The following is an 18,040-nucleotide window of genomic DNA, read 5'->3' as shown; positions in this document are numbered from 1 at the left end:
TTCCTGGACCTACTCTTTAAGACGGATCCAAACCCTCCCTTTTTGGAACAGGAAACCGACATGTCCGAAGAAGCCTTCATCTACGAGGCCATCCGCACGCCGCGCGGCAAGCAACGCAACGGCGCGCTGAACGAAGTCAAGCCACTGAGCCTGGTCGTGGGCCTCATCGAGGAGCTGCGCAAGCGCAACCCTGACCTCGACGAGAACCTGATCAGCGACGTCATCCTGGGTTGTGTCTCACCCGTGGGCGACCAGGGCGGTGACATCGCCCGCGCCGCGGTGCTGGCCTCCGGCATGCCCGTCACCTCGGGCGGCGTCCAGCTCAACCGGTTCTGCGCATCGGGCCTCGAGGCCGTCAACACCGCCGCGCAGAAGGTGCGCTCGGGCTGGGACGACCTGGTGCTGGCCGGTGGTGTGGAGTCCATGAGCCGCGTGCCGATGGGATCCGACGGCGGCGCCATGGGCCTCGACCCCGCCACCAACTACGACGTGATGTTCGTTCCGCAGGGCATCGGCGCCGACCTGATCGCCACCATCGAGGGCTTCACCCGCGACGACGTGGACAACTACGCCCTGCGCAGCCAGGAGAAGGCTGCCCAGGCGTGGTCGGGCGGCTACTTCGCCAAGTCCGTGGTGCCGGTCCGCGACCAGAACGGCCTGCTGATCCTCGACCACGACGAGCACATGCGCCCGGACACCACCAAGGAAGGCCTGGGCAAGCTCAAGCCGGCCTTCGAGGCCCTCGCGGCCATGGGTGGCTTCGACGATGTGGCGCTGCAGAAGTACCACTATGTCGAGAAGATCAACCACGTTCACACCGGTGGCAACAGCTCCGGCATCGTCGACGGCGCCTCGCTCGTCATGATCGGTAACGAGAAGGCCGGGGCGGCCATCAACGCCACCCCGCGCGCCCGCATCGTTGCCACCGCGACCAGCGGTGCCGACCCGGTCATCATGCTGACCGGCCCCACCCCGGCCACCCGCAAGGTGCTCGACCGCGCCGGCCTGACCGTCGACGACATCGACCTGTTCGAGCTGAACGAGGCCTTCGCCTCAGTGGTGCTGAAGTTCCAGAAGGACCTCAACATCCCGGACGAGAAGCTCAACGTCAACGGCGGCGCGATCGCCATGGGTCACCCGCTGGGTGCCACCGGCGCCATGATTCTCGGCACCATGGTCGACGAGCTGGAGCGCCGTAACGCCCGGCGCGCGTTGGTGACGCTGTGTATTGGCGGCGGCATGGGTGTCGCGACGATCATTGAACGAGTCTGAGAGGGTTTAAGTAGAATGTCCGACAACACAATTCAGTGGGACAAGGATGCCGACGGAATCGTCACCCTGACGCTGGACGACCCGTCGGGGTCGGCCAACGTGATGAACGAGGCCTACATCGAGTCGATGGGCAAGGCGGTGGATCGTCTTGTCGCCGAGAAGGATTCGATCACCGGCGTGGTGATCACCAGCGGCAAGAAGACCTTCTTCGCCGGCGGTGACGTCAAGAGCATGATCCAGATCGGCCCGGAGAATGCCGGCGAGGCATTCGATCTGGTTGAGAACGTCAAGAAGCAGTTACGCACGATCGAGACTCTGGGCAAGCCGGTCGTGGCAGCCCTCAACGGCGCCGCGCTCGGCGGCGGCCTGGAGATCGCGCTGGCCTGCCACCACCGGATCGCGGCCGACGTCAAGGGATCGCAGTTCGGCTTCCCCGAAGCGACGCTGGGTCTGTTGCCGGGTGCCGGCGGTGTGACTCGCAGCGTCCGGATGTTCGGCATCCAGAATGCCTTCGTCAACATCCTGTCGCAGGGCACGCGGTTCAAGCCGGCCAAGGCCAAGGAGCTGGGTCTGATCGACGAGCTGCTGCCGACGGTCGAGGAGTTGGTGCCGGCCGCCAAGGCGTGGATCAAGGCCAACCCGGACTCCCACGAACAGCCGTGGGACAAGAAGGGCTACAAGATGCCCGGCGGCACCCCGTCGTCGCCGGCGCTGGCGTCGATCCTGCCGTCGTTCCCCGCCTTGCTGCGTAAGCAGATCAAGGGTGCGCCGATGCCGGCGCCGAAGGCGATCCTGTCGGCCGCGGTCGAGGGCGCCCAGGTGGACTTCGACACGGCCAGCCGCATCGAGAGCCGATACTTCACCACGCTGGTCACCGGCCAGGTATCGAAGAACATGATCCAGGCGTTCTTCTTCGACCTGCAGGCCATCAACGCCGGCAAGTCTCGCCCGGATGGCATCGAGCCGGTCAAGATCAACAAGATCGGCGTGCTCGGCGCAGGCATGATGGGCGCTGGTATCGCCTATGTCTCGGCCAAGGCCGGCTACGACGTGGTTCTCAAGGATGTCAGCATCGAGGCCGCGCAGAAGGGCAAGGGCTACTCCGAGAAGCTGGAAGCCAAGGCGCTCGAGCGGGGCCGCACCACGCAGGAGAAGAGCGACGCGCTGCTGGCGCGCATCACTCCGACCGCCGACCCCGCCGACTTCAAGGGCGTCGACTTCGTGATCGAGGCCGTGTTCGAGAGCCAGGAGCTCAAGCACAAGGTCTTCCAGGAGATCGAGGACATCGTCGAGCCCAACGCGCTGCTGGGTTCGAACACCTCGACGCTGCCGATCACCGGTCTGGCGACCGGCGTCAAGCGGCAGGAGGACTTCATCGGGATCCACTTCTTCTCGCCGGTCGACAAGATGCCCCTGGTCGAGATCATCAAGGGCGAGAAGACTTCTGACGAGGCGCTGGCCCGGGTGTTCGACTACACGCTGGCCATCGGCAAGACCCCGATCGTGGTCAACGACAGCCGCGGCTTCTTCACCTCACGCGTGATCGGCACCTTCGTCAACGAGGCGCTGGCGATGCTGGGCGAGGGTGTCGAGCCGGCCAGCATCGAGCAGGCGGGTTCGCAGGCCGGTTACCCGGCGCCGCCGTTGCAGCTCTCCGACGAGCTCAACCTGGAGCTGATGCACAAGATCGCGGTCGCTACCCGCAAGGGTGTCGAGGACGCCGGCGGCAAGTATGAGCCGCACCCGGCAGAAGCCGTGGTGGAGAAGATGATTGAGGTCGGACGGTCGGGCCGTCTCAAGGGCGCCGGCTTCTACGAGTACCCCGAGGGTAAGCGGTCCGGTTTGTGGCCGGGCCTGCGGGAGACGTTCAAGTCGGGTTCAGTTGAGCTGCCGCTGCAGGACATGATCGACCGGATGCTGTTCGCCGAGGCGCTGGAAACCCAGAAGTGCCTCGACGAGAACGTGCTGATGACCACGGCCGACGCGAACATCGGGTCGATCATGGGCATCGGGTTCCCGCCGTGGACCGGTGGTAGCGCGCAGTACATCGTCGGTTACGAGGGTCCGCTCGGCCGGGGCAAGGAGGCCTTCGTGGCCCGCGCCCGCGAGCTGGCCGAGAAGTACGGCGACCGCTTCCTGCCGCCGGACTCGCTGACCTAGGTTCAGCAGCGAAACCCCCGAAACAACGGCGTTTCGGGGGTTTTCGCGTCTGTCAGGTGCTCGGCTCGCGCGTCGCTACGCCGAGATGGCGGCGGCCAGGCGGCGCCATTGCTCCCGGGGGAACGATTTGGGATCGGTGTCGAGCACCTGAACGCAGACGTGATCTGCACCGGCCGAGTGATGCTCTGCGACCCGGCGCAAGATCGCCTCTTCGTCGCCCCACACGATGATCGCATTGAGTAGCCGATCGCTGATCTGGGTCAGGTCGTCGTCGGAAAACCCGCTGCGGCGCAGGTTGTTCGCGTAGTTCGGCATCGCCAAATAGCCCCGGATCCAATCGGTTCCGATGCGGCGCGCCGTGTCGGCGTCGTCGGTCAGGATTGCGGTCTGCTCTGGCAACAACAGCGGGCCCGGCCCCAATGTGGCGCGCGCCGTGGCAGTGTGTTCGGGCGTGACGAGATAGGGGTGAGCGCCGCGGGCACGCTTGGCCGACAGCTCCAACATTTTGGGCCCGAGCGCGGCCAGCACCCGCACCTCGGCGGGCACGGGTTGCGCTGCCGCGTCGAGTCCGTCCAGGAACGACGCCGTCGCGGCCAGCGGTTTGCGGTAACGGCCCGGGTTTTTGGCATCGATCAGCGGCGCATGGCTGACCCCGATGCCGAGCAGGAACCGGTTCCCGTGTTCGGCGACGAGTCGCGCATAACCGTCGGCGACATCGTCGGACGAGTGCATCCACAGGTTCAGAATTCCTGTCGCGATCACGGTGCTCTTGGTGGCCGCCAGCAGGCTCTCGACGGCCTTGAGCACCGGTCCGCCCACGTCTGGAATCCAGAGCGCCGGAAACCCGAGTTCATCCAATTCCGCTGCAGCATCGGCGGCTTCGGATGCGTCACCGTAGCGCAACTGGCTGCTCCAGATTCCGATACCGGACAGTTCCATTCAGTCCACCCTCTCGTCCGCGGTTATCGTGGCGACCCCTGTCCCATGGTGCCAAACGCGGCCGTCCGGTGATTCGGCGCGTCGAAGGCGATCCACGTCGAGTGCGGCGGCGAGGCCCCGCGGGGTTAGAGTCACGCTATGCGCTTCGGTCTCTTCATTCCGCAAGGCTGGCGGATGGATCTCGTTGGCATCGAACCCGAGCGGCACTGGGCGGTGATGCGCGATCTGGCCACCTACGCCGACGGCGGCGCCTGGGATTCGCTATGGGTCTACGATCACTTCCACACCGTGCCACTGCCCAGCGATGAGGCCACCCACGAGGCGTGGTCGTTGATGTCGGCCTACGCCGCCGTCACCTCGCGGATCAAGCTGGGCCAGATGTGCACCGCGATGAGCTACCGAAACCCGGTCTATCTCGCCAAGGTGGCAGCCACCGCCGACATCATCTCCGGCGGCCGCGTTCAGATGGGCATCGGTGGCGGATGGTACGAACACGAGTGGCGTGCCTATGGTTACGGATTCCCGTCAGCCGGTGTGCGGCTGGCACGCCTCGACGAGGGCGTGCAGATCATGCGCGACGCCTGGCGCGACGGCAAGGTGAGCTTCGAGGGCAAGCACTATCAGGTGGACGGCGCGATCGTTGCGCCGAAGCCGTTGCAAGCCAATGGCATTCCGCTGTGGATCGCCGGCGGGGGCGAGAAGGTGACGTTGCGCATCGCGGCCCAGTATGCGCAGTACACCAACTTCACCCCGGAGCCCGAAGCATTTGCCCACAAGTCGCAGATACTGGCCGAGCACTGCCGCACGCTCGGCACCGACTACGACGCGATCGTGCGGTCGGCCAACTTCACCGCCGTGGTGGGCACCTCGGAAGCCGACGTCAATGACCGCAAGCAGCAGGTTCGCGGCCGCCTGAACGGCTATGTGCCGGACGCGGTGGCGGACTCGATGGTGGGTGGCATGCCGGATTCGGCGATGGGCACTACCGAGCAGGTGATCGAGCGGCTCACCAAGGTCCGCGATCTCGGCTGTGAATACGCGATCTGCTACTTCCCTGAAGCCGCGTACGACCGCTCCGGTATCGAGTTGTTCGAACGTGAGGTCATTCCCGCGCTGAGTTAATCTCCGGTGCGGGTGAAGGTTTGATCGAAGGCCGCGTTGACCCCGCACAGGCCGGTCTGCTCCTGGCGCCCGTGCCCGGTGAGTCGCTCGATGGGATTCTGCGGCGGCTGTGGCAGCGGAAACTCCGCGATGACACTGAAATGCAGTGTGCCTCCCTTCGGGCACGGGTAGTCGGCGTTCGCGGTGAGAGCCCAGGTGCCGTTCTGGTAGACCAGTGGTTGGTCGCCTGCCGCCCCGTGGAAGTAGCTCATGCACCGTTCGCCGGTGCGCAGACAGTCGGTGACGACGGCGGAGTCCGCGGGCTGAGTGGGGATGGGCGCGGAATAGGTTCGCAGCACCTGGTAGCGGCCGTGCAACGCTTCGGCCGGTGACGCCACCCGCGGTGTGACGGTGGCCGGGTCGGCCACCGTGTCGACGTCGAGATCGCCTGTGCGGGTGAGTGTTACCGGCCGCTTGTCCCGGCAGTTGGTGACGCTGGTGCGGGTCATCTCGCCGGAGAGCGTTCCGTCGGGGCCCAATTGCAGGGAGAACGCCAGCCAGAACTCGGATTTGCTCGAAAGGCACTCATCGGTGATCAGCGCCACCGCCAGCCACCGGCCGCCGACCTCGTCGAACACCATCGTCTTGGCCAAATCATTGGGCCGACCCAGAGATTCGGCCGTCGCCACGCATTCGGCGCCCCTGCACGCCGAGCGAAGGCCGTAGCTGACAGTGGCCGGCCCCGCACCGTGGCCGTTGCCGTCGAGATCGGTGGCGGCGCCGAAATCCGCCTTGTAGCGGCCATTCAACGGGCCAGGAGTCAGCGGCGCGGCCGAGGTCGTGGTCGGCGTGCTCGCCGGCGCGGTCGACGTGGTGGCGGAAGTAGTGTGCGTGGAGGCGACGGCGGCCGGCCTGTGCATGAGCTTCACGCCGGTGAAAACACCGCCACCGATAAGCAGCACGACGGCGACCAGCGCGGCGATCAGAGCACGGGGTGATTTCCGCGGCGGCCGTTCGATCGGGGCGGTGACGAGGTGGTCCGGTGCATTGATCCGGGGGGCAGCCTCGGAGTGCCTGCGCAATTGGGCGGCGAACTCACTGCAGGTGGCGAAGCGGTCGGACGGTTGTTTGGCCATCGCGCGCATGAAGACCGGATCCAGCTTGCTCAGCTCATCGTCGGACGATCCCAAGGACGGGGGCGGAGCGTACAGGTGGTGGGTGATGACGACCGCGGCATTGGCGTCCGGGTAGGGTGGCGCACCCGTCAGCAGATGAAAGGCCGTGCACGCCAGCGCATATTGGTCCGCTCGACCGTCGACCGGATCACCCCTGAGTTGTTCGGGCGCGGCATAGGCGACGGTGCCAACCGCCACATTGGTCTCGGTCAGCCCGGCCGAATCGTCGATGCGACGCGCGACGCCGAAGTCGGCCAGATAAACCCTCCGGTCCTGCCCGTCGGCTTCGGCCAGCAGGATATTCGCCGGTTTGACGTCGCGGTGCAGCAACCCGAGTTCGTGCGCGTAATCCAGCGCGGCTGCGACCGCGTCGATGATGGTCAACACCTCATCGGCGGGCATGCCCGAGGGGTACCGGTCCTTCAGCAACCGGGACGCATCGGTACCGGCCACGTAATCCATCGAGATCCAGAACTGGCCGTCGAATTCGCCCCGGTCCTGAACCCCGACGATGTGTGGATGGGACAAGCCCGCGGCCAGGTCCGCCTCGCGGGTGAATCGCGCCCGATACTCCGCATCGTTGGCGAACTCCGCCGGGAGAACCTTGAGAGCATCCTCGCGCGGCAGTCGCGGATGTGTGGCCAGATACACCGTGCCCATGCCGCCCGCGCCCAGTACGCGCAGGATCGTGTATCCGGCGAACACCTGGCCGACATCCAGGGACACGCTGCTAATCGCCTGTCCGAGTGAACGTGTCGTCAAAATCTACGTCGGTCGAGCACGTGCCGGTTTGCGCCCAGTGCCCGCGGCCCGGCAGCGACGGCAGCGGATCCGCCGGTGGTTGCGGCAGCGGGAAAGTGGCGCTGATGCGCAGCGTCGTCGGACTCCCGTCCGGACACTTGCCGCTGCTCACCTCGTCCCATGTCCAGCCGCCGCCTGCGAAAATCAGTGGGACATCGCCCGATCCGGTGTGGAAGTAGCTCATGCACCGATCACCGGTACGCAGGCAATTGGTGACGACCGCCGAATCGCCCTTCTGCTGAGGACCTTGGCCCGGCAACGTAAGGGTCTGCTGATAGTGGCCGCGAAAAGCCTCGGCCATTGACGGCACCCGCGGCGGCAAAGTCGCCGGGTCGGGGAGTCCGCCAGGTGGATCGCCGGTGCGGGTGAAGGTCACGGTACGCCGCTCTTGGCAATTGTTCCGGGCAGTGCGCGTTTGATCGCCGACCAGAGTTCCGTCGGGACGCGCCTCCAGCGTGAAGACCTCCCAGATCTCGACGGTATTGGCCTTGCAGGGCTGCGTCGACAGGACCACCGCCACCCAGCTGCTGCCCAGCTGGTCGAACACCATGGTCGAAGCGAAGGCTCTTTCACCTTTCAGGCGCGAAGCCGTTGCCACGCAGCCGGCGCCTCCACACATCGAGCGCACACCGTAGGTGCCCGTGGTGGGTTGCGCAGTCGGAACTGATTCGCCGTCCAGGAGAGTGGCCGGGCCGAAATCGGCGCGGTATGTCCCGGTGAACGGGCCTTGTGCAGCCGCAGACGTTCCCTGGGGCACCGCCGTCGACGATCCCGGCGGTGCGGCGGTGTGCTTACGGCTGCTGGTGAACCGGCTGAGGGCAAAGACGCTGCCGACAAGCAGCAGCGCGACGGCCACCAGGGCGCCGATCAACACGGCAGGCCGCCGGACCCAGCTTTTCGACTCCGGCTCGTGCGCTGCAAGCATGGGAATTGACGGCTGAGTTTGCCTGGCGTGCAGGTTGATTGGGGTGTCGTAGTCCTGCGTTGCAAGGTGCTTGCTCAGTTCCAGAGCGAAATCGCTGCAGCTGCTGTAACGGCCGTTCGGGTCCTTGGCCATGGCGATGGCGAAGACCGGGTCCAGTGAGGACAACTCGGGCCGGCGTAAGGCGATGGACGGCGGGGGTGCGCTGATGTGTTGGGTGATCACCACCGTGGGGTTGGTGTCGGCGAAGGGCGGAGCGCCGGTCAACAGGTGAAAGGCTGTGCAGGCCAACGCATATTGATCGGTTCGGCCGTCGACCGGATCGCCCTTGAGTTGCTCGGGTGCCGCGTAGGCCACCGTGCCGACCGCCACGTTGGTGGCCGTCAGGCCGGAAGCGTCGTCGATGAGGCGGGCGATACCGAAGTCGGCGAGGTAGATCCGGCGACCCTGGACGTTGTCGGGTTCGGTGAGCAGGATGTTGGCCGGTTTGACGTCGCGGTGCAGCAGGCCGCGGTGATGGGCGTAGTCCAGTGCGGATGCGACGGCGGAGATGATGGCGATCACCTCGTCGACGGGTAGACCGCTCTGATAGCGCTCGTGGAGCAGATGCGAGGCATCGGTACCCGGCACGTAATCCATCGAGATCCACAACTGGCCGTCATTTTCGCCGCGGTCGTAGATCCGCACGATGTGCGGATGCGACAGGCCCGCGGCCACGTCGGCTTCGCGGGCGAAGCGCATTCGGTACTCGGGATCATCGGTGTACTCGGCGGGCAGCACTTTCAGTGCGTCCTCGCGCGGCAGGCGCGGGTGCGTCGCCAGGTAGACCCTGCCCATCCCGCCGGCGCCCAGCACTCGCAGGATGGTGTATCCGGCGAATACCTGGCCAACCTCTAAAGACATGGCCAAATCGTAGTGGGTGTCAATTTCCGACGGCACCGAACGAGTTGTCTTATCCGCCGGGATGAGAATGTGATTTCCACTTTTGCGGAATGCTGTTGTACCTTTGGGTGAGTTCGATTTTTCTCGTGCTCGACGGAGGACCCTCGATGCAGAAGGCATTGGCCCCTGAAATCTCCACCTGGCCCGACGAGAACCCCCAGCTGATCGGTAGTCGCTGCGGCGGTTGCGGTGCCACGACGTTTCCGGTGCAGCAGTTCTGTCCGCGCTGCAGTCGCGGCGAGATGACCGAGGTACTGCTGCCCCGTCGCGGCACGCTGGTTGCGTGGACTACCCAGGGTTTCCCGCCCGGCGCCCCCTATGCCGGGCCGACCGGTAAGGACTTCGTGCCGTTCGGGGTGGGCCTGGTGCAGCTCGGGGACGTGATCCGGGTGGAAGGCAGGCTCACCGAGAACGATCCGGCCAAGCTGCAGTTCGGGCAGGAGGTCGAGCTCACCATGGTGCCGCTGAACCGCGACGACGACGGTGTTGACGTCATGACCTTCGCGTTCCAGCCGGTCGCAACAACAGGAGCATGAGATGACCAACGATGTCGCCATCATCGGCGTGGGCCTGCACCCCTTCGGCAGATTCGACAAGACCGCGATGGAGATGGGTGCACAGGCGATCCAGTCTGCGCTGGCCGATGCCGGCGTCGCGTGGCAGGACATCCAATTCGGGTTCGGCGGCAGTCACGAGGTGTCCAACCCGGACGCGGTGACCCGCTTGGTGGGCCTGACCGGCATCACGTTCACCAACGTCTTCAACGCCTGTGCCACCGCGGCCAGCGCGATTCAACAGACGGCCGACACCATTCGGCTGGGCAAATACGACCTCGGGATCGCGATCGGTTTGGACAAGCACCCGCGCGGTGCGTTCACCGACGATCCCGCGAAACTCGCACTGCCGCAGTGGTATGCGCAGAACGGGCAGTTCGTCACCACGAAGTTCTTCGGCATGAAGGCCAACAAGTACCTGCACGACCACCACATCTCTCAGGCGACGTTGGCGAAGGTCGCCGCCAAGAACTTCCGCAACGGTGCGATCAACCCGAATGCATTCCGCCGCAAGGCTATTCCTGAGGAAGAGATCCTCAACTCGACGGTGCTCAACTATCCGCTGACGCAATACATGTTCTGCGCCCCTGACGAGGGCGCCGCGGCGGTCATCATGTGCCGGGCCGATATGGCGCACAAGTACACCGACAAGCCGGTTTATGTGCGCGCCTGTGAGATTCGCACCCGCCGCTACGGTGCGTACGAGGTGCACGCCACGTTCGCTCCGCTGGACGGCGACGCGTCGCCGACGGTCTATGCGGCCCAGGCCGCCTACGAGGCCGCGGGCATCGGACCCGAGGACGTCGACGTGGCTCAGTTACAGGACACCGATGCCGGCGCTGAAGTGATCCACATGGCCGAGACGGGTCTATGCGCCGACGGGGAACAGGAGAAATTGGTTGCCGACGGCGCCACCGAGATCCACGGCTCGATCCCGGTCAACACAGACGGGGGTCTGATCGCCAACGGTGAGCCCATCGGCGCGTCCGGACTACGGCAGATGCACGAGTTGGTGCGCCAGCTCCGCGGGGAGGCGGGTGAACGTCAAGTGCCGGGCAACCCGCGGGTGGGGCTGGCGCAGGTGTACGGGGCGCCGGGAACCGCGTCGGCAACCATTCTGTCGCTCTAGCCTCCTGTCGAGCAGTCGCAAAATCCCCGTGGAGCACTCGTTCCGAGGGGATTTTGCGACTGCTCGCGGTCCTAAATGGCCGGGCCCAGCAGGTCGTCGGCGTCGCGAATGATGTACCCGTAGCCCTGCTCGGCCAGGAAGCGCTGGCGGTGTGCGGCGTACTCGGCATCCAGGCTGTCGCGTGCCACCACCGAATAGAAGATGGCACCGCCCCCGTCGGCCTTGGGGCGCAGCAATCGGCCGAGCCGCTGTGCTTCCTCCTGCCGTGATCCGAAGGTGCCCGAAACCTGTACTGCGACAGAGGCTTCCGGTAGGTCGATGGAGAAGTTGGCCACCTTGGACACCACCAGGGTCGCGATCTCACCACGCCGGAACTGTTCGAACAGGTCCTCGCGCTCCCGGGTCTTGGTCGACCCCTGGATCACCGGGGCACCCAGTTCGGCACCCAGTTCGTCGAGCTGATCGAGGTAGGCGCCGATCACCAGCGTCTGCTCACCGGAGTGATTCTTCAGAATCGACTTCACCACCGCGATTTTCGTGTGCACCGTCGAACAGATCTTGTAGCGTTCCTCGGGCTCGGCTGTGGCATAGATCATCCGCTCGTTGTCGGTCATGGTGACCCGCACTTCGACGCACTCGGCCGGTGCGATCCAGCCCTGGGCCTCGATGTCTTTCCACGGCGCGTCATACCGCTTGGGCCCGATGAGGGAGAACACGTCGCCTTCGCGGCCGTCTTCGCGGATCAGCGTGGCGGTGAGGCCCAGTCGGCGCTTGGATTGCAGGTCGGCGGTCATCCGGAAAACCGGCGCCGGCAACAGGTGTACTTCGTCGTAGACGATCAGGCCCCAGTCGCGGCTGTCGAACAGCTCCAAGTGCCGGTACTCGCCCTTGGTGCGGCGCGTAATCATCTGATAGGTCGAGATGGTGACGGGCCGAATCTCTTTGCGCTCCCCGGAGTATTCGCCGATCTCGTCCTCGGTCAGCGACGTCCGCGCCACCAGCTCGCGCTTCCACTGCCGGGCCGCCACGATATTGGTGACCAGAATCAGAGTCGTCGCTTGTGCTTTGGCCATCGCGGCCGCCCCGACCAGCGTCTTGCCGGCCCCACAGGGCAGCACCACGACGCCCGAGCCGCCGGCCCAGAAGGAGTCGGCGGCCAACTGCTGGTAGTCACGCAGCTCCCACCCGTCGGGTTCCAGGGTGATCGGGTGTGCCTCACCGTCCACGTAACCGGCGAGGTCCTCTGCGGGCCAGCCGATCTTGAGCAGCATCTGCTTGACGCGGCCGCGCTCGCTGGGGTGTACGGCGACCGTGTCGTCATCGATGCGGGCACCGAGCATGGGCGCGATCTTCTTGTTGCGCAGCACCTCTTCGAGAACCGCACGATCGAAGCTCACCAGCGTCAAGCCGTGCGCGGGATGCTTGACCAACTGGAGGCGGCCGTAGCGTGCCATGGTGTCGACGATGTCGACCAGCAGCGGTTGCGGCACGGCATAACGGGAGAAGCTGACCAGTGCGTCGACCACCTGCTCGGCGTCGTGGCCGGCGGCGCGTGCGTTCCACAGCGCCAGCGGCGTGATGCGGTAGGTGTGGATGTGCTCGGGCGCGCGTTCCAGTTCGGCGAACGGAGCGATGGCGGCGCGCGCCGCGCCGGCCAGCTCATGATCCACCTCGAGCAGCACCGTTTTATCGGACTGCACAATCAAGGGCCCGTCAGTCATCTAGCGTCGCTCCTCTTTCCCGCAAGCGGGTGGTACTCCCACGTCGCTCCCCTCTGCGTCGTCGCCGGCACGCGTCGGGTTCATTATCCGTCGTCCGCCGACATCACCGACGTGATGCGGTGGATGGCGAAGTCACGCATCCGCCCGGACCCCGAATCGAAGGCCACCAGCTGGCCACCCCGGACGACGATCGGGGACACCACCCGCTGCGTGGCCACCCCCGCGGCGTCGAGGTAGCCGATGAGGACGGTGTCCTGTTGTTTGGCGGCCCGCTGCAGCAGCGACATGGAAACCGCAGGGTCGACGCGGATATTCCCGAACGGGGCCGCGGTGACCTTGCGTAGTACCCCCACCACGGCGTTCAGCGTTTCAGGGCTGGGGCGGGGGACCGGCCGGTAGGTACGGCGCTGCGGCGGCGCGGCCACTCGCGCGCCGCGGGTGCGCACGTCGACGATCGCGCCGGTGGAGTCTTCGGCGGCGGGAGCGAATCCCGCCGTGCGCAGTGCGGCGAGCACCTCGGCGATGGTTGCCGGTGACACCGCGACCGTCGGTGCCAGCGCCCGCAGGTGCAGGCCCTCGGTGGCCGGCGCCGCCACCGCCTGCGCCAGCAGTGCCGGGTCCTCGCAGCGCACGAACGACGAGGCCATCCCGATCCGGAGCTGACCGTGCCGGCGGGCCACGTCGTCGATGAGATAGGTGAGTCCTTGCGGCACAGGGTTTTTCGAGTGCTCGGCAAAGAAGGTCTGCATCCAGTCGCGGGTTTTACCGATATCCAGAGCGTGCCTGATCGACTGTTCGCTGACCCGGTAAACCATTGCCGCACCGGCCGATTCGACGGTGGCGACAGTGGCCAGGTCATCAGCCAGGTCGCGTTCCAGCGGACCCGGCACCACGACGGTCAAGTCGGCCTGGACCAGGAAGTGATCGATGGGTTTGGGCAGTGCCCGAGTCATCGCGTCGACGACCACACCCGGATCATCGTGGTCCTGGAGCAGTGCACGCCCCGGCGTGCTGATCGCCCCACGGCCGATCAGCCCCAACGCGTGGCCTTCGTCCAGCAGATCGGCGACCGGCTCGGGCTGCAGCCGCCGGGCCCAGCGTGGCCGCCGCCAGATCAAGGCCGCCGACGCGGACTTCGCATCCACGCCCGCGCCGCCGGGCAGCCCGGCGAGCAGCGTCAGAAGCAATCGGCGGTCCAGCGGAGCGGCAGTGGAGAACAATGAATTCGACAGCGCGCCATACGGTTTGCCATCCGGACCGCGACTGCCGATCAGAGTCGGCCGGCAGGTCAGGTCGAGCCACGTGGTGGCCAGCAGGTACCAGCGATCGGCAGCGGACAGAGTGCTGAACCGGTCGGCTGTCGTCGTCGGCGCCCAGTAGGGTCCTTCGCCGTGTGCCGGTTCCGGATCGGGCATGCCGCTGGCTATCAGCCCTGCCGCGGCGGCGATCTCCAGAATCAGGCCCAGACGGGGTTCCTCGATTCCGGTCACCTTGGCCAGCCGCTTGAGTTCGCGGATACCGAACCCGCCGCTGCGGAGCTCGGAAACCGGCGCGGTACTGAGGTTCTCCAGCAGGACATCGACCTGGCGAAGCAGGTCGATGACGGCGCCCGCGGCTGCCGCGTCGGCGTCGGCCGCCGCGACAGTCGATACCACCGGATCGGGTTCGGTCAGCTGCAACGGCCCGGGAGTCTCGCCGCGCAGGACCTGCGCCACATGGCGGGGCAGGATCACCGTCTCGTCATCGATACGCCGCAGCAGGCCGGTGGCCAGGAGTTGCGGCACGGGGCGGTCCAGCGGCGCGTCGGGGGCCGCGTCGCGGGTGCGTCCCATCGGGGAGCCTTCGAGCAGCTTCTCCAGGACGTCGCGTTGGGCATCGTCGGCCTCGGCGATCAGGGCGGCGATCTGCTCCCCGGTATGGGTGCGGTCCTCGAGCGTGATCTGCCCGGGATGCCACGGCAAGGCGCTTCCGGCGTCGGCGGCCACCCGCACTGCCGTGCCGCCCCACACCAGGGCGCGATTCTTGAGGTCGTCCAGCGCGGCCGTGGCATCGGCCTCCGGAGCGATTTCGCCGATCAGGGTCGTCAACTTGATCACCGGGACCGGTTCGGCGTCGGCGTGCAGCACCAGCAGGGCATCCAGAACTGCCAGGCGGAGAAAGTCCAGTTCGTCGGTGGCGGCCTTGACCGACTGACGCGCCTGCGCGCGTGCGGCCAGCGCCGCGATGCTGCCGGGCGGCGGCTGGGCGAGGTCCGGGCGCAGCTCCAACAGCAGGATCAGCCGCTCGTCGGGCAGGTCGGCCAGCCAGGACCCCAGCGGGATATCCGGGGTGTGTTCGGTCATTGCTGATCAAGCCTAGGCGTGAGGTTCAACCTTCCGCCGCGGATGGTCACGCGACCTGTCAGAATAGAGCGCGTGGCTGACTCGAAGGCGCGCAAAGAGAAGTATGTGGACCCCGGCTGGCCGACCACGGACCCGGACGACCACGCGGTGAGCGAACTCGTGACCGACCGCACGGGTGCACTCTCGCCGTTCGGCGAAGTGGTGTTTCCGGTGCCCGCCGAGGAATTGCCCTATGTCCATCCGGTGACGGTCGCCACCTGGTAGGCCGTCGGGATGTCGGGGTCTGGCGCCTTTGATGAGCGCTCTGAGGCCCCCGGGTCGGCGCTGTCGCACCTGGATGAGCGCGGGGCGGCGCATATGGTCGACGTCACCGAAAAAGGGACGACTCGCCGCACCGCCGTCGCCGCCGGCCTGCTGTGCACGACGGCGGACGTCGTCGAGCTGATATCCGCGGGTGGTCTGCCGAAGGGCGATGCGCTGGCGACCGCGCGGGTGGCCGGAATCCTGGCCGCCAAACGCACCAGCGACCTGATTCCACTGTGTCACCAGCTTGCCCTCACCAAGGTCGATGTTGACTTCACCGTGGGGGAGTCAGATGTTGAGATCAGAGCGACGGTGCGCAGCACCGACCGAACGGGGGTGGAGATGGAAGCTTTGACCGCGGTCAGTGTGGCGGCCCTGACCCTGTACGACATGATCAAGGCGGTCGACCCGGCTGCCCGTGTTGACGGTGTCCGGGTGCTCAGCAAAGAGGGCGGCCGCCGCGGAAGTTGGTCGCAACCGTGAGTCGCACCGCACGGGTGATCATCGCCTCCACCCGCGCCGCCACGGGTGTGTATTCCGACGAATGCGGACCGATCATCGCCGAATGGCTCGAACAGCGCGGGTTCCTGCCTACCGCGCCCCGCGTGGTGGCCGACGGCAACGACGTGGGCGACGCGCTGCACGACGCGCTCGAGGCCGAGGTGGACGTGATCATCACCTCCGGCGGCACCGGCATCGCGCCGACCGACACCACGCCGGAACAGACGGTGGCGGTGCTGGACTACATGATCCCCGGGCTGGCCGACGCGATTCGCCAGTCCGGATTGCCGAAGGTGCCGACGTCCGTGCTGTCGCGCGGTGTGTGCGGCGTTGCAGGCAAGACGCTGATCATCAATCTGCCGGGCTCACCCGGTGGCGTGCGGGACGGTCTCGGGGTGCTCGCAGACGTGCTCATCCACGCTCTCGAACAGCTTGCCGGCGGAGACCACCCGCGATGACGGTGGTCCTGCGTGCCGCAGTGACCGATCAGCCGATCTCTCTTGCCGAGCACGAGGCGTTGGTCAACCACCAGTCCGCCGGTGCCGTGGTGGGCTTTGTCGGCATGATTCGCGACCACGACGGGGGCCGTCAGGTGGTGCGGTTGGAGTATTCCGCGCACCCGTCCGCCCAGGATGTGTTCGCCGAGGTCGTGGCAGAGGTAGCCGATCAGGCCGGCGGCGTGCGGGCCGTGGCGGCCAGCCATCGCATCGGTGTGCTGCACATCGGGGAGGCGGCTCTGGTGGCCGCCGTGGCGGCCGACCATCGCCGAGCGGCGTTCGACACCTGTGCGCGCCTGGTGGACACCATCAAGGAGCGGTTACCGGTGTGGAAGCACCAGTTCTTCGACGACGGGTCGGAAGAATGGGTGGGTTCGGCCTGAGCCTCGCCGGCTCAGGCCTCAACCAACGACGTCAGCTGACGGGACCCGCCACGAGCGCGTCGAGCGCGTCGTTGCCGGCGATGTCCTGACCCACAATGGCCTGCCACAGCTGCTGGTGGTAGCCGACCTCCGCGACCTGGTGGATCTCCACCGGCGGGTTCTCGTCCGCCGGGGCCGGCGGGACGTCTGCCGGAGGGGCGGGCTGGAAGCCGGTGTCGACGACTACGGGCGCCGGCGGAGCCGGCACGTCGCCGGGAGCGGGAGGCAGGTCGGCCGGGGCCGGCGGCAGGTCGGCCGCGGGAGCCGGAGGCAGGTCAGCCGGGGCCGGCGGCAGGTCGGCCGGGGCCGGCGGCAGGTCGGCCGGGGCCGGCGGCAGGTCGGCCGCGGGAGCCGGAGGCAGCTCCGCGGGGGCCGGGGGCAGCTCGACCGGAGCGGGCGCGAGCGCGATGTCGTTGCCGGCCATCTGCACCTCGGGTGCGGGGGCCTCGACCGGCGGGGGTGCGTCCGGGATCTGCTCACCGTTGAGTGCGGGAGCGTCCACCGGCTGGTTCAGCGCGGCGGGCTCCGGGTTACGCGGCGACGGGGCCGACAGCGGGGTCCCGCACACCGGCCAGGCACCACGGCCCTGGGTGGCCAGCACGCGCTCGGCGATGGCGATCTGCTGGTCCTTGGTGGCCAGCTGGGCCGACGGGGCGAACTCGGTGCCGCCGTGCGAGGCCCAGGTGCCGGCCGCGAACTGCACGCCGCCGTAGAACCCGTTACCTGTGTTGATCGCCCAGTTGCCGCCAGATTCGCAACGGGCTACCTGGTCCCATTCGGCGTCGGTGGCAGCCGCGGCCTGGCCGGCCATGGCGATGCCGCCGCCGCCCAGGACCGCACCGGTGAAGGCGATCTTGGCGACGCTGACGCTCGAGGTAGTGGGCTTGCGGTGACGTCCAGTCATACGCTCGGCAATTCCTCTCGGTAACACGCTTGCGAGGTCAGCTGTCGGGTTCGGATGGGAGAGGTCACCCGGCCAGTCGTTCACCGTTGATACGACCTGGCTTCACCCCAAGGAGCCTTGACGGCCCCGGTCCGATCTCGGCGGACCTGGTGGGTCCCCCGCCTCCATCCGCGGGTCGGAATCCCTCGCCTACCGGATGGAGCTCAGCGCGCTGTAGGTGAAGGAGGGCTCATCGCTCGGGTTGGGTTTGACGAGCCTCCCGAGACGGTAGCGGTTTCCGGCGATCCCGTCACGTGTGCAATTGATCGGCGTTTTCGTCACACCAGCGCGCCAAAACGCCAGGAATCACTGGCGT

The 18,040-nt window shown here is 66.8% G+C and carries 15 protein-coding genes and 1 riboswitch; of the genes, 9 read left to right on the top strand and 6 right to left on the bottom strand.

From position 1 onward, the window contains the following. Positions 1-60: 60 nt before the first annotated feature. The gene (locus QXH22_RS24550) at positions 61-1,272 is read left to right on the top strand and encodes an acetyl-CoA C-acetyltransferase (protein ID WP_306277277.1); all 1,212 of its coding nucleotides are present in this window, start codon (positions 61-63) and stop codon (positions 1,270-1,272) included. 15 nt (positions 1,273-1,287) lie between these two features. Next, a complete protein-coding gene (locus tag QXH22_RS24545; RefSeq protein ID WP_306246109.1) occupies positions 1,288-3,432 on the top strand; it encodes a 3-hydroxyacyl-CoA dehydrogenase NAD-binding domain-containing protein in 2,145 nt (714 codons plus the stop codon). 75 nt (positions 3,433-3,507) lie between these two features. Here QXH22_RS24545 and QXH22_RS24540 read toward each other — a convergent pair whose 3' ends face one another. Next, positions 3,508-4,371, bottom strand: coding sequence for an LLM class F420-dependent oxidoreductase (locus QXH22_RS24540; RefSeq protein ID WP_306246107.1), 864 nt, complete (start codon positions 4,369-4,371; stop codon positions 3,508-3,510). A gap of 138 nt (positions 4,372-4,509) precedes the next feature. Between QXH22_RS24540 and QXH22_RS24535 the strand changes: the two genes are divergently transcribed. Next, positions 4,510-5,493, top strand: a complete 984-nt coding sequence (locus QXH22_RS24535) for an LLM class F420-dependent oxidoreductase (RefSeq protein ID WP_306277276.1) — start codon at positions 4,510-4,512, stop codon at positions 5,491-5,493. On the opposite strand, the gene QXH22_RS24530 is transcribed toward QXH22_RS24535, so the two are convergent. Then, positions 5,490-7,373, bottom strand: coding sequence for a serine/threonine-protein kinase (locus QXH22_RS24530; protein WP_306277275.1), 1,884 nt, complete (start codon positions 7,371-7,373; stop codon positions 5,490-5,492). The genes QXH22_RS24535 and QXH22_RS24530 overlap by 4 nt on opposite strands. A 4-nt stretch (positions 7,374-7,377) precedes the next feature. After that, positions 7,378-9,273 carry a serine/threonine-protein kinase gene (locus tag QXH22_RS24525; protein WP_306246101.1) on the bottom strand — a complete coding sequence of 632 codons (1,896 nt, stop codon included), beginning with the start codon at positions 9,271-9,273 and terminating at the stop codon, positions 7,378-7,380. 146 nt (positions 9,274-9,419) lie between these two features. Between QXH22_RS24525 and QXH22_RS24520 the strand changes: the two genes are divergently transcribed. Both QXH22_RS24520 and QXH22_RS24515 read left to right on the top strand, forming a co-directional pair. Continuing rightward, the gene (locus QXH22_RS24520; protein ID WP_306277274.1) at positions 9,420-9,848 is read left to right on the top strand and encodes a Zn-ribbon domain-containing OB-fold protein; all 429 of its coding nucleotides are present in this window, start codon (positions 9,420-9,422) and stop codon (positions 9,846-9,848) included. Between the two features lies 1 nt (position 9,849). Then, the gene (locus QXH22_RS24515) at positions 9,850-10,995 is read left to right on the top strand and encodes a thiolase family protein (protein WP_306246099.1); all 1,146 of its coding nucleotides are present in this window, start codon (positions 9,850-9,852) and stop codon (positions 10,993-10,995) included. A gap of 71 nt (positions 10,996-11,066) precedes the next feature. On the opposite strand, the gene QXH22_RS24510 is transcribed toward QXH22_RS24515, so the two are convergent. Together QXH22_RS24510 and QXH22_RS24505 are read right to left on the bottom strand one after the other, a co-directional pair. Further along, a complete protein-coding gene (locus QXH22_RS24510; protein ID WP_306246098.1) occupies positions 11,067-12,716 on the bottom strand; it encodes a DNA repair helicase XPB in 1,650 nt (549 codons plus the stop codon). A gap of 83 nt (positions 12,717-12,799) precedes the next feature. Continuing rightward, complete coding sequence (locus QXH22_RS24505; RefSeq protein ID WP_306277273.1) at positions 12,800-15,058, bottom strand: helicase-associated domain-containing protein; 2,259 nt, start codon at positions 15,056-15,058, stop codon at positions 12,800-12,802. 72 nt (positions 15,059-15,130) lie between these two features. Between QXH22_RS24505 and QXH22_RS24500 the strand changes: the two genes are divergently transcribed. The 4 genes from QXH22_RS24500 to QXH22_RS24485 are packed head-to-tail and all read left to right on the top strand — an operon-like array spanning position 15,131 to position 16,742. Next, positions 15,131-15,322, top strand: coding sequence for a hypothetical protein (locus QXH22_RS24500; protein ID WP_371934305.1), 192 nt, complete (start codon positions 15,131-15,133; stop codon positions 15,320-15,322). Between the two features lie 9 nt (positions 15,323-15,331). Beyond that, positions 15,332-15,844 carry a cyclic pyranopterin monophosphate synthase MoaC gene (gene moaC, locus QXH22_RS24495; RefSeq protein ID WP_306246094.1) on the top strand — a complete coding sequence of 171 codons (513 nt, stop codon included), beginning with the start codon at positions 15,332-15,334 and terminating at the stop codon, positions 15,842-15,844. After that, positions 15,829-16,320, top strand: a complete 492-nt coding sequence (locus QXH22_RS24490) for a molybdenum cofactor biosynthesis protein B (protein ID WP_371934304.1) — start codon at positions 15,829-15,831, stop codon at positions 16,318-16,320. The genes moaC and QXH22_RS24490 overlap by 16 nt, the downstream gene beginning before the upstream one ends. After that, entirely contained in the window at positions 16,317-16,742 is a 426-nt protein-coding gene (locus QXH22_RS24485; RefSeq protein WP_306277271.1) for a molybdenum cofactor biosynthesis protein MoaE, read from the top strand. Before QXH22_RS24490 ends, QXH22_RS24485 begins: the two co-directional genes overlap by 4 nt. A gap of 31 nt (positions 16,743-16,773) precedes the next feature. Here the strand turns inward: QXH22_RS24485 and QXH22_RS24480 are convergent, their stop codons facing one another. Beyond that, positions 16,774-17,685, bottom strand: coding sequence for a transglycosylase family protein (locus QXH22_RS24480; protein ID WP_306277270.1), 912 nt, complete (start codon positions 17,683-17,685; stop codon positions 16,774-16,776). Positions 17,686-17,694: 9 nt separating this feature from the next. Further along, positions 17,695-17,902: riboswitch (cyclic di-AMP (ydaO/yuaA leader) on the bottom strand. Positions 17,903-18,040 lie beyond the last annotated feature (138 nt).

Source organism: Mycobacterium sp. TY814, from assembly GCF_030755175.1.
In the GTDB taxonomy this organism is placed as follows: Bacteria; Actinomycetota; Actinomycetes; order Mycobacteriales; family Mycobacteriaceae; genus Mycobacterium.
Note: the sequence above shows the minus strand (reverse complement) of the source record. Positions and strands in the feature narration are given on the sequence as shown.

Coding starts and splice junctions, on each gene's coding strand:
- QXH22_RS24550 (WP_306277277.1), top strand. CDS start 61: ATGTCCGAAGAAGCCTTCATCTACGAGGCCATCCGCACGCCGCGCGGC.
- QXH22_RS24545 (WP_306246109.1), top strand. CDS start 1,288: ATGTCCGACAACACAATTCAGTGGGACAAGGATGCCGACGGAATCGTC.
- QXH22_RS24540 (WP_306246107.1), bottom strand. CDS start 4,371: ATGGAACTGTCCGGTATCGGAATCTGGAGCAGCCAGTTGCGCTACGGT.
- QXH22_RS24535 (WP_306277276.1), top strand. CDS start 4,510: ATGCGCTTCGGTCTCTTCATTCCGCAAGGCTGGCGGATGGATCTCGTT.
- QXH22_RS24525 (WP_306246101.1), bottom strand. CDS start 9,273: ATGTCTTTAGAGGTTGGCCAGGTATTCGCCGGATACACCATCCTGCGA.
- QXH22_RS24520 (WP_306277274.1), top strand. CDS start 9,420: ATGCAGAAGGCATTGGCCCCTGAAATCTCCACCTGGCCCGACGAGAAC.
- QXH22_RS24515 (WP_306246099.1), top strand. CDS start 9,850: ATGACCAACGATGTCGCCATCATCGGCGTGGGCCTGCACCCCTTCGGC.
- QXH22_RS24510 (WP_306246098.1), bottom strand. CDS start 12,716: ATGACTGACGGGCCCTTGATTGTGCAGTCCGATAAAACGGTGCTGCTC.
- QXH22_RS24505 (WP_306277273.1), bottom strand. CDS start 15,058: ATGACCGAACACACCCCGGATATCCCGCTGGGGTCCTGGCTGGCCGAC.
- moaC (WP_306246094.1), top strand. CDS start 15,332: ATGTCGGGGTCTGGCGCCTTTGATGAGCGCTCTGAGGCCCCCGGGTCG.
- QXH22_RS24485 (WP_306277271.1), top strand. CDS start 16,317: ATGACGGTGGTCCTGCGTGCCGCAGTGACCGATCAGCCGATCTCTCTT.
- QXH22_RS24480 (WP_306277270.1), bottom strand. CDS start 17,685: ATGACTGGACGTCACCGCAAGCCCACTACCTCGAGCGTCAGCGTCGCC.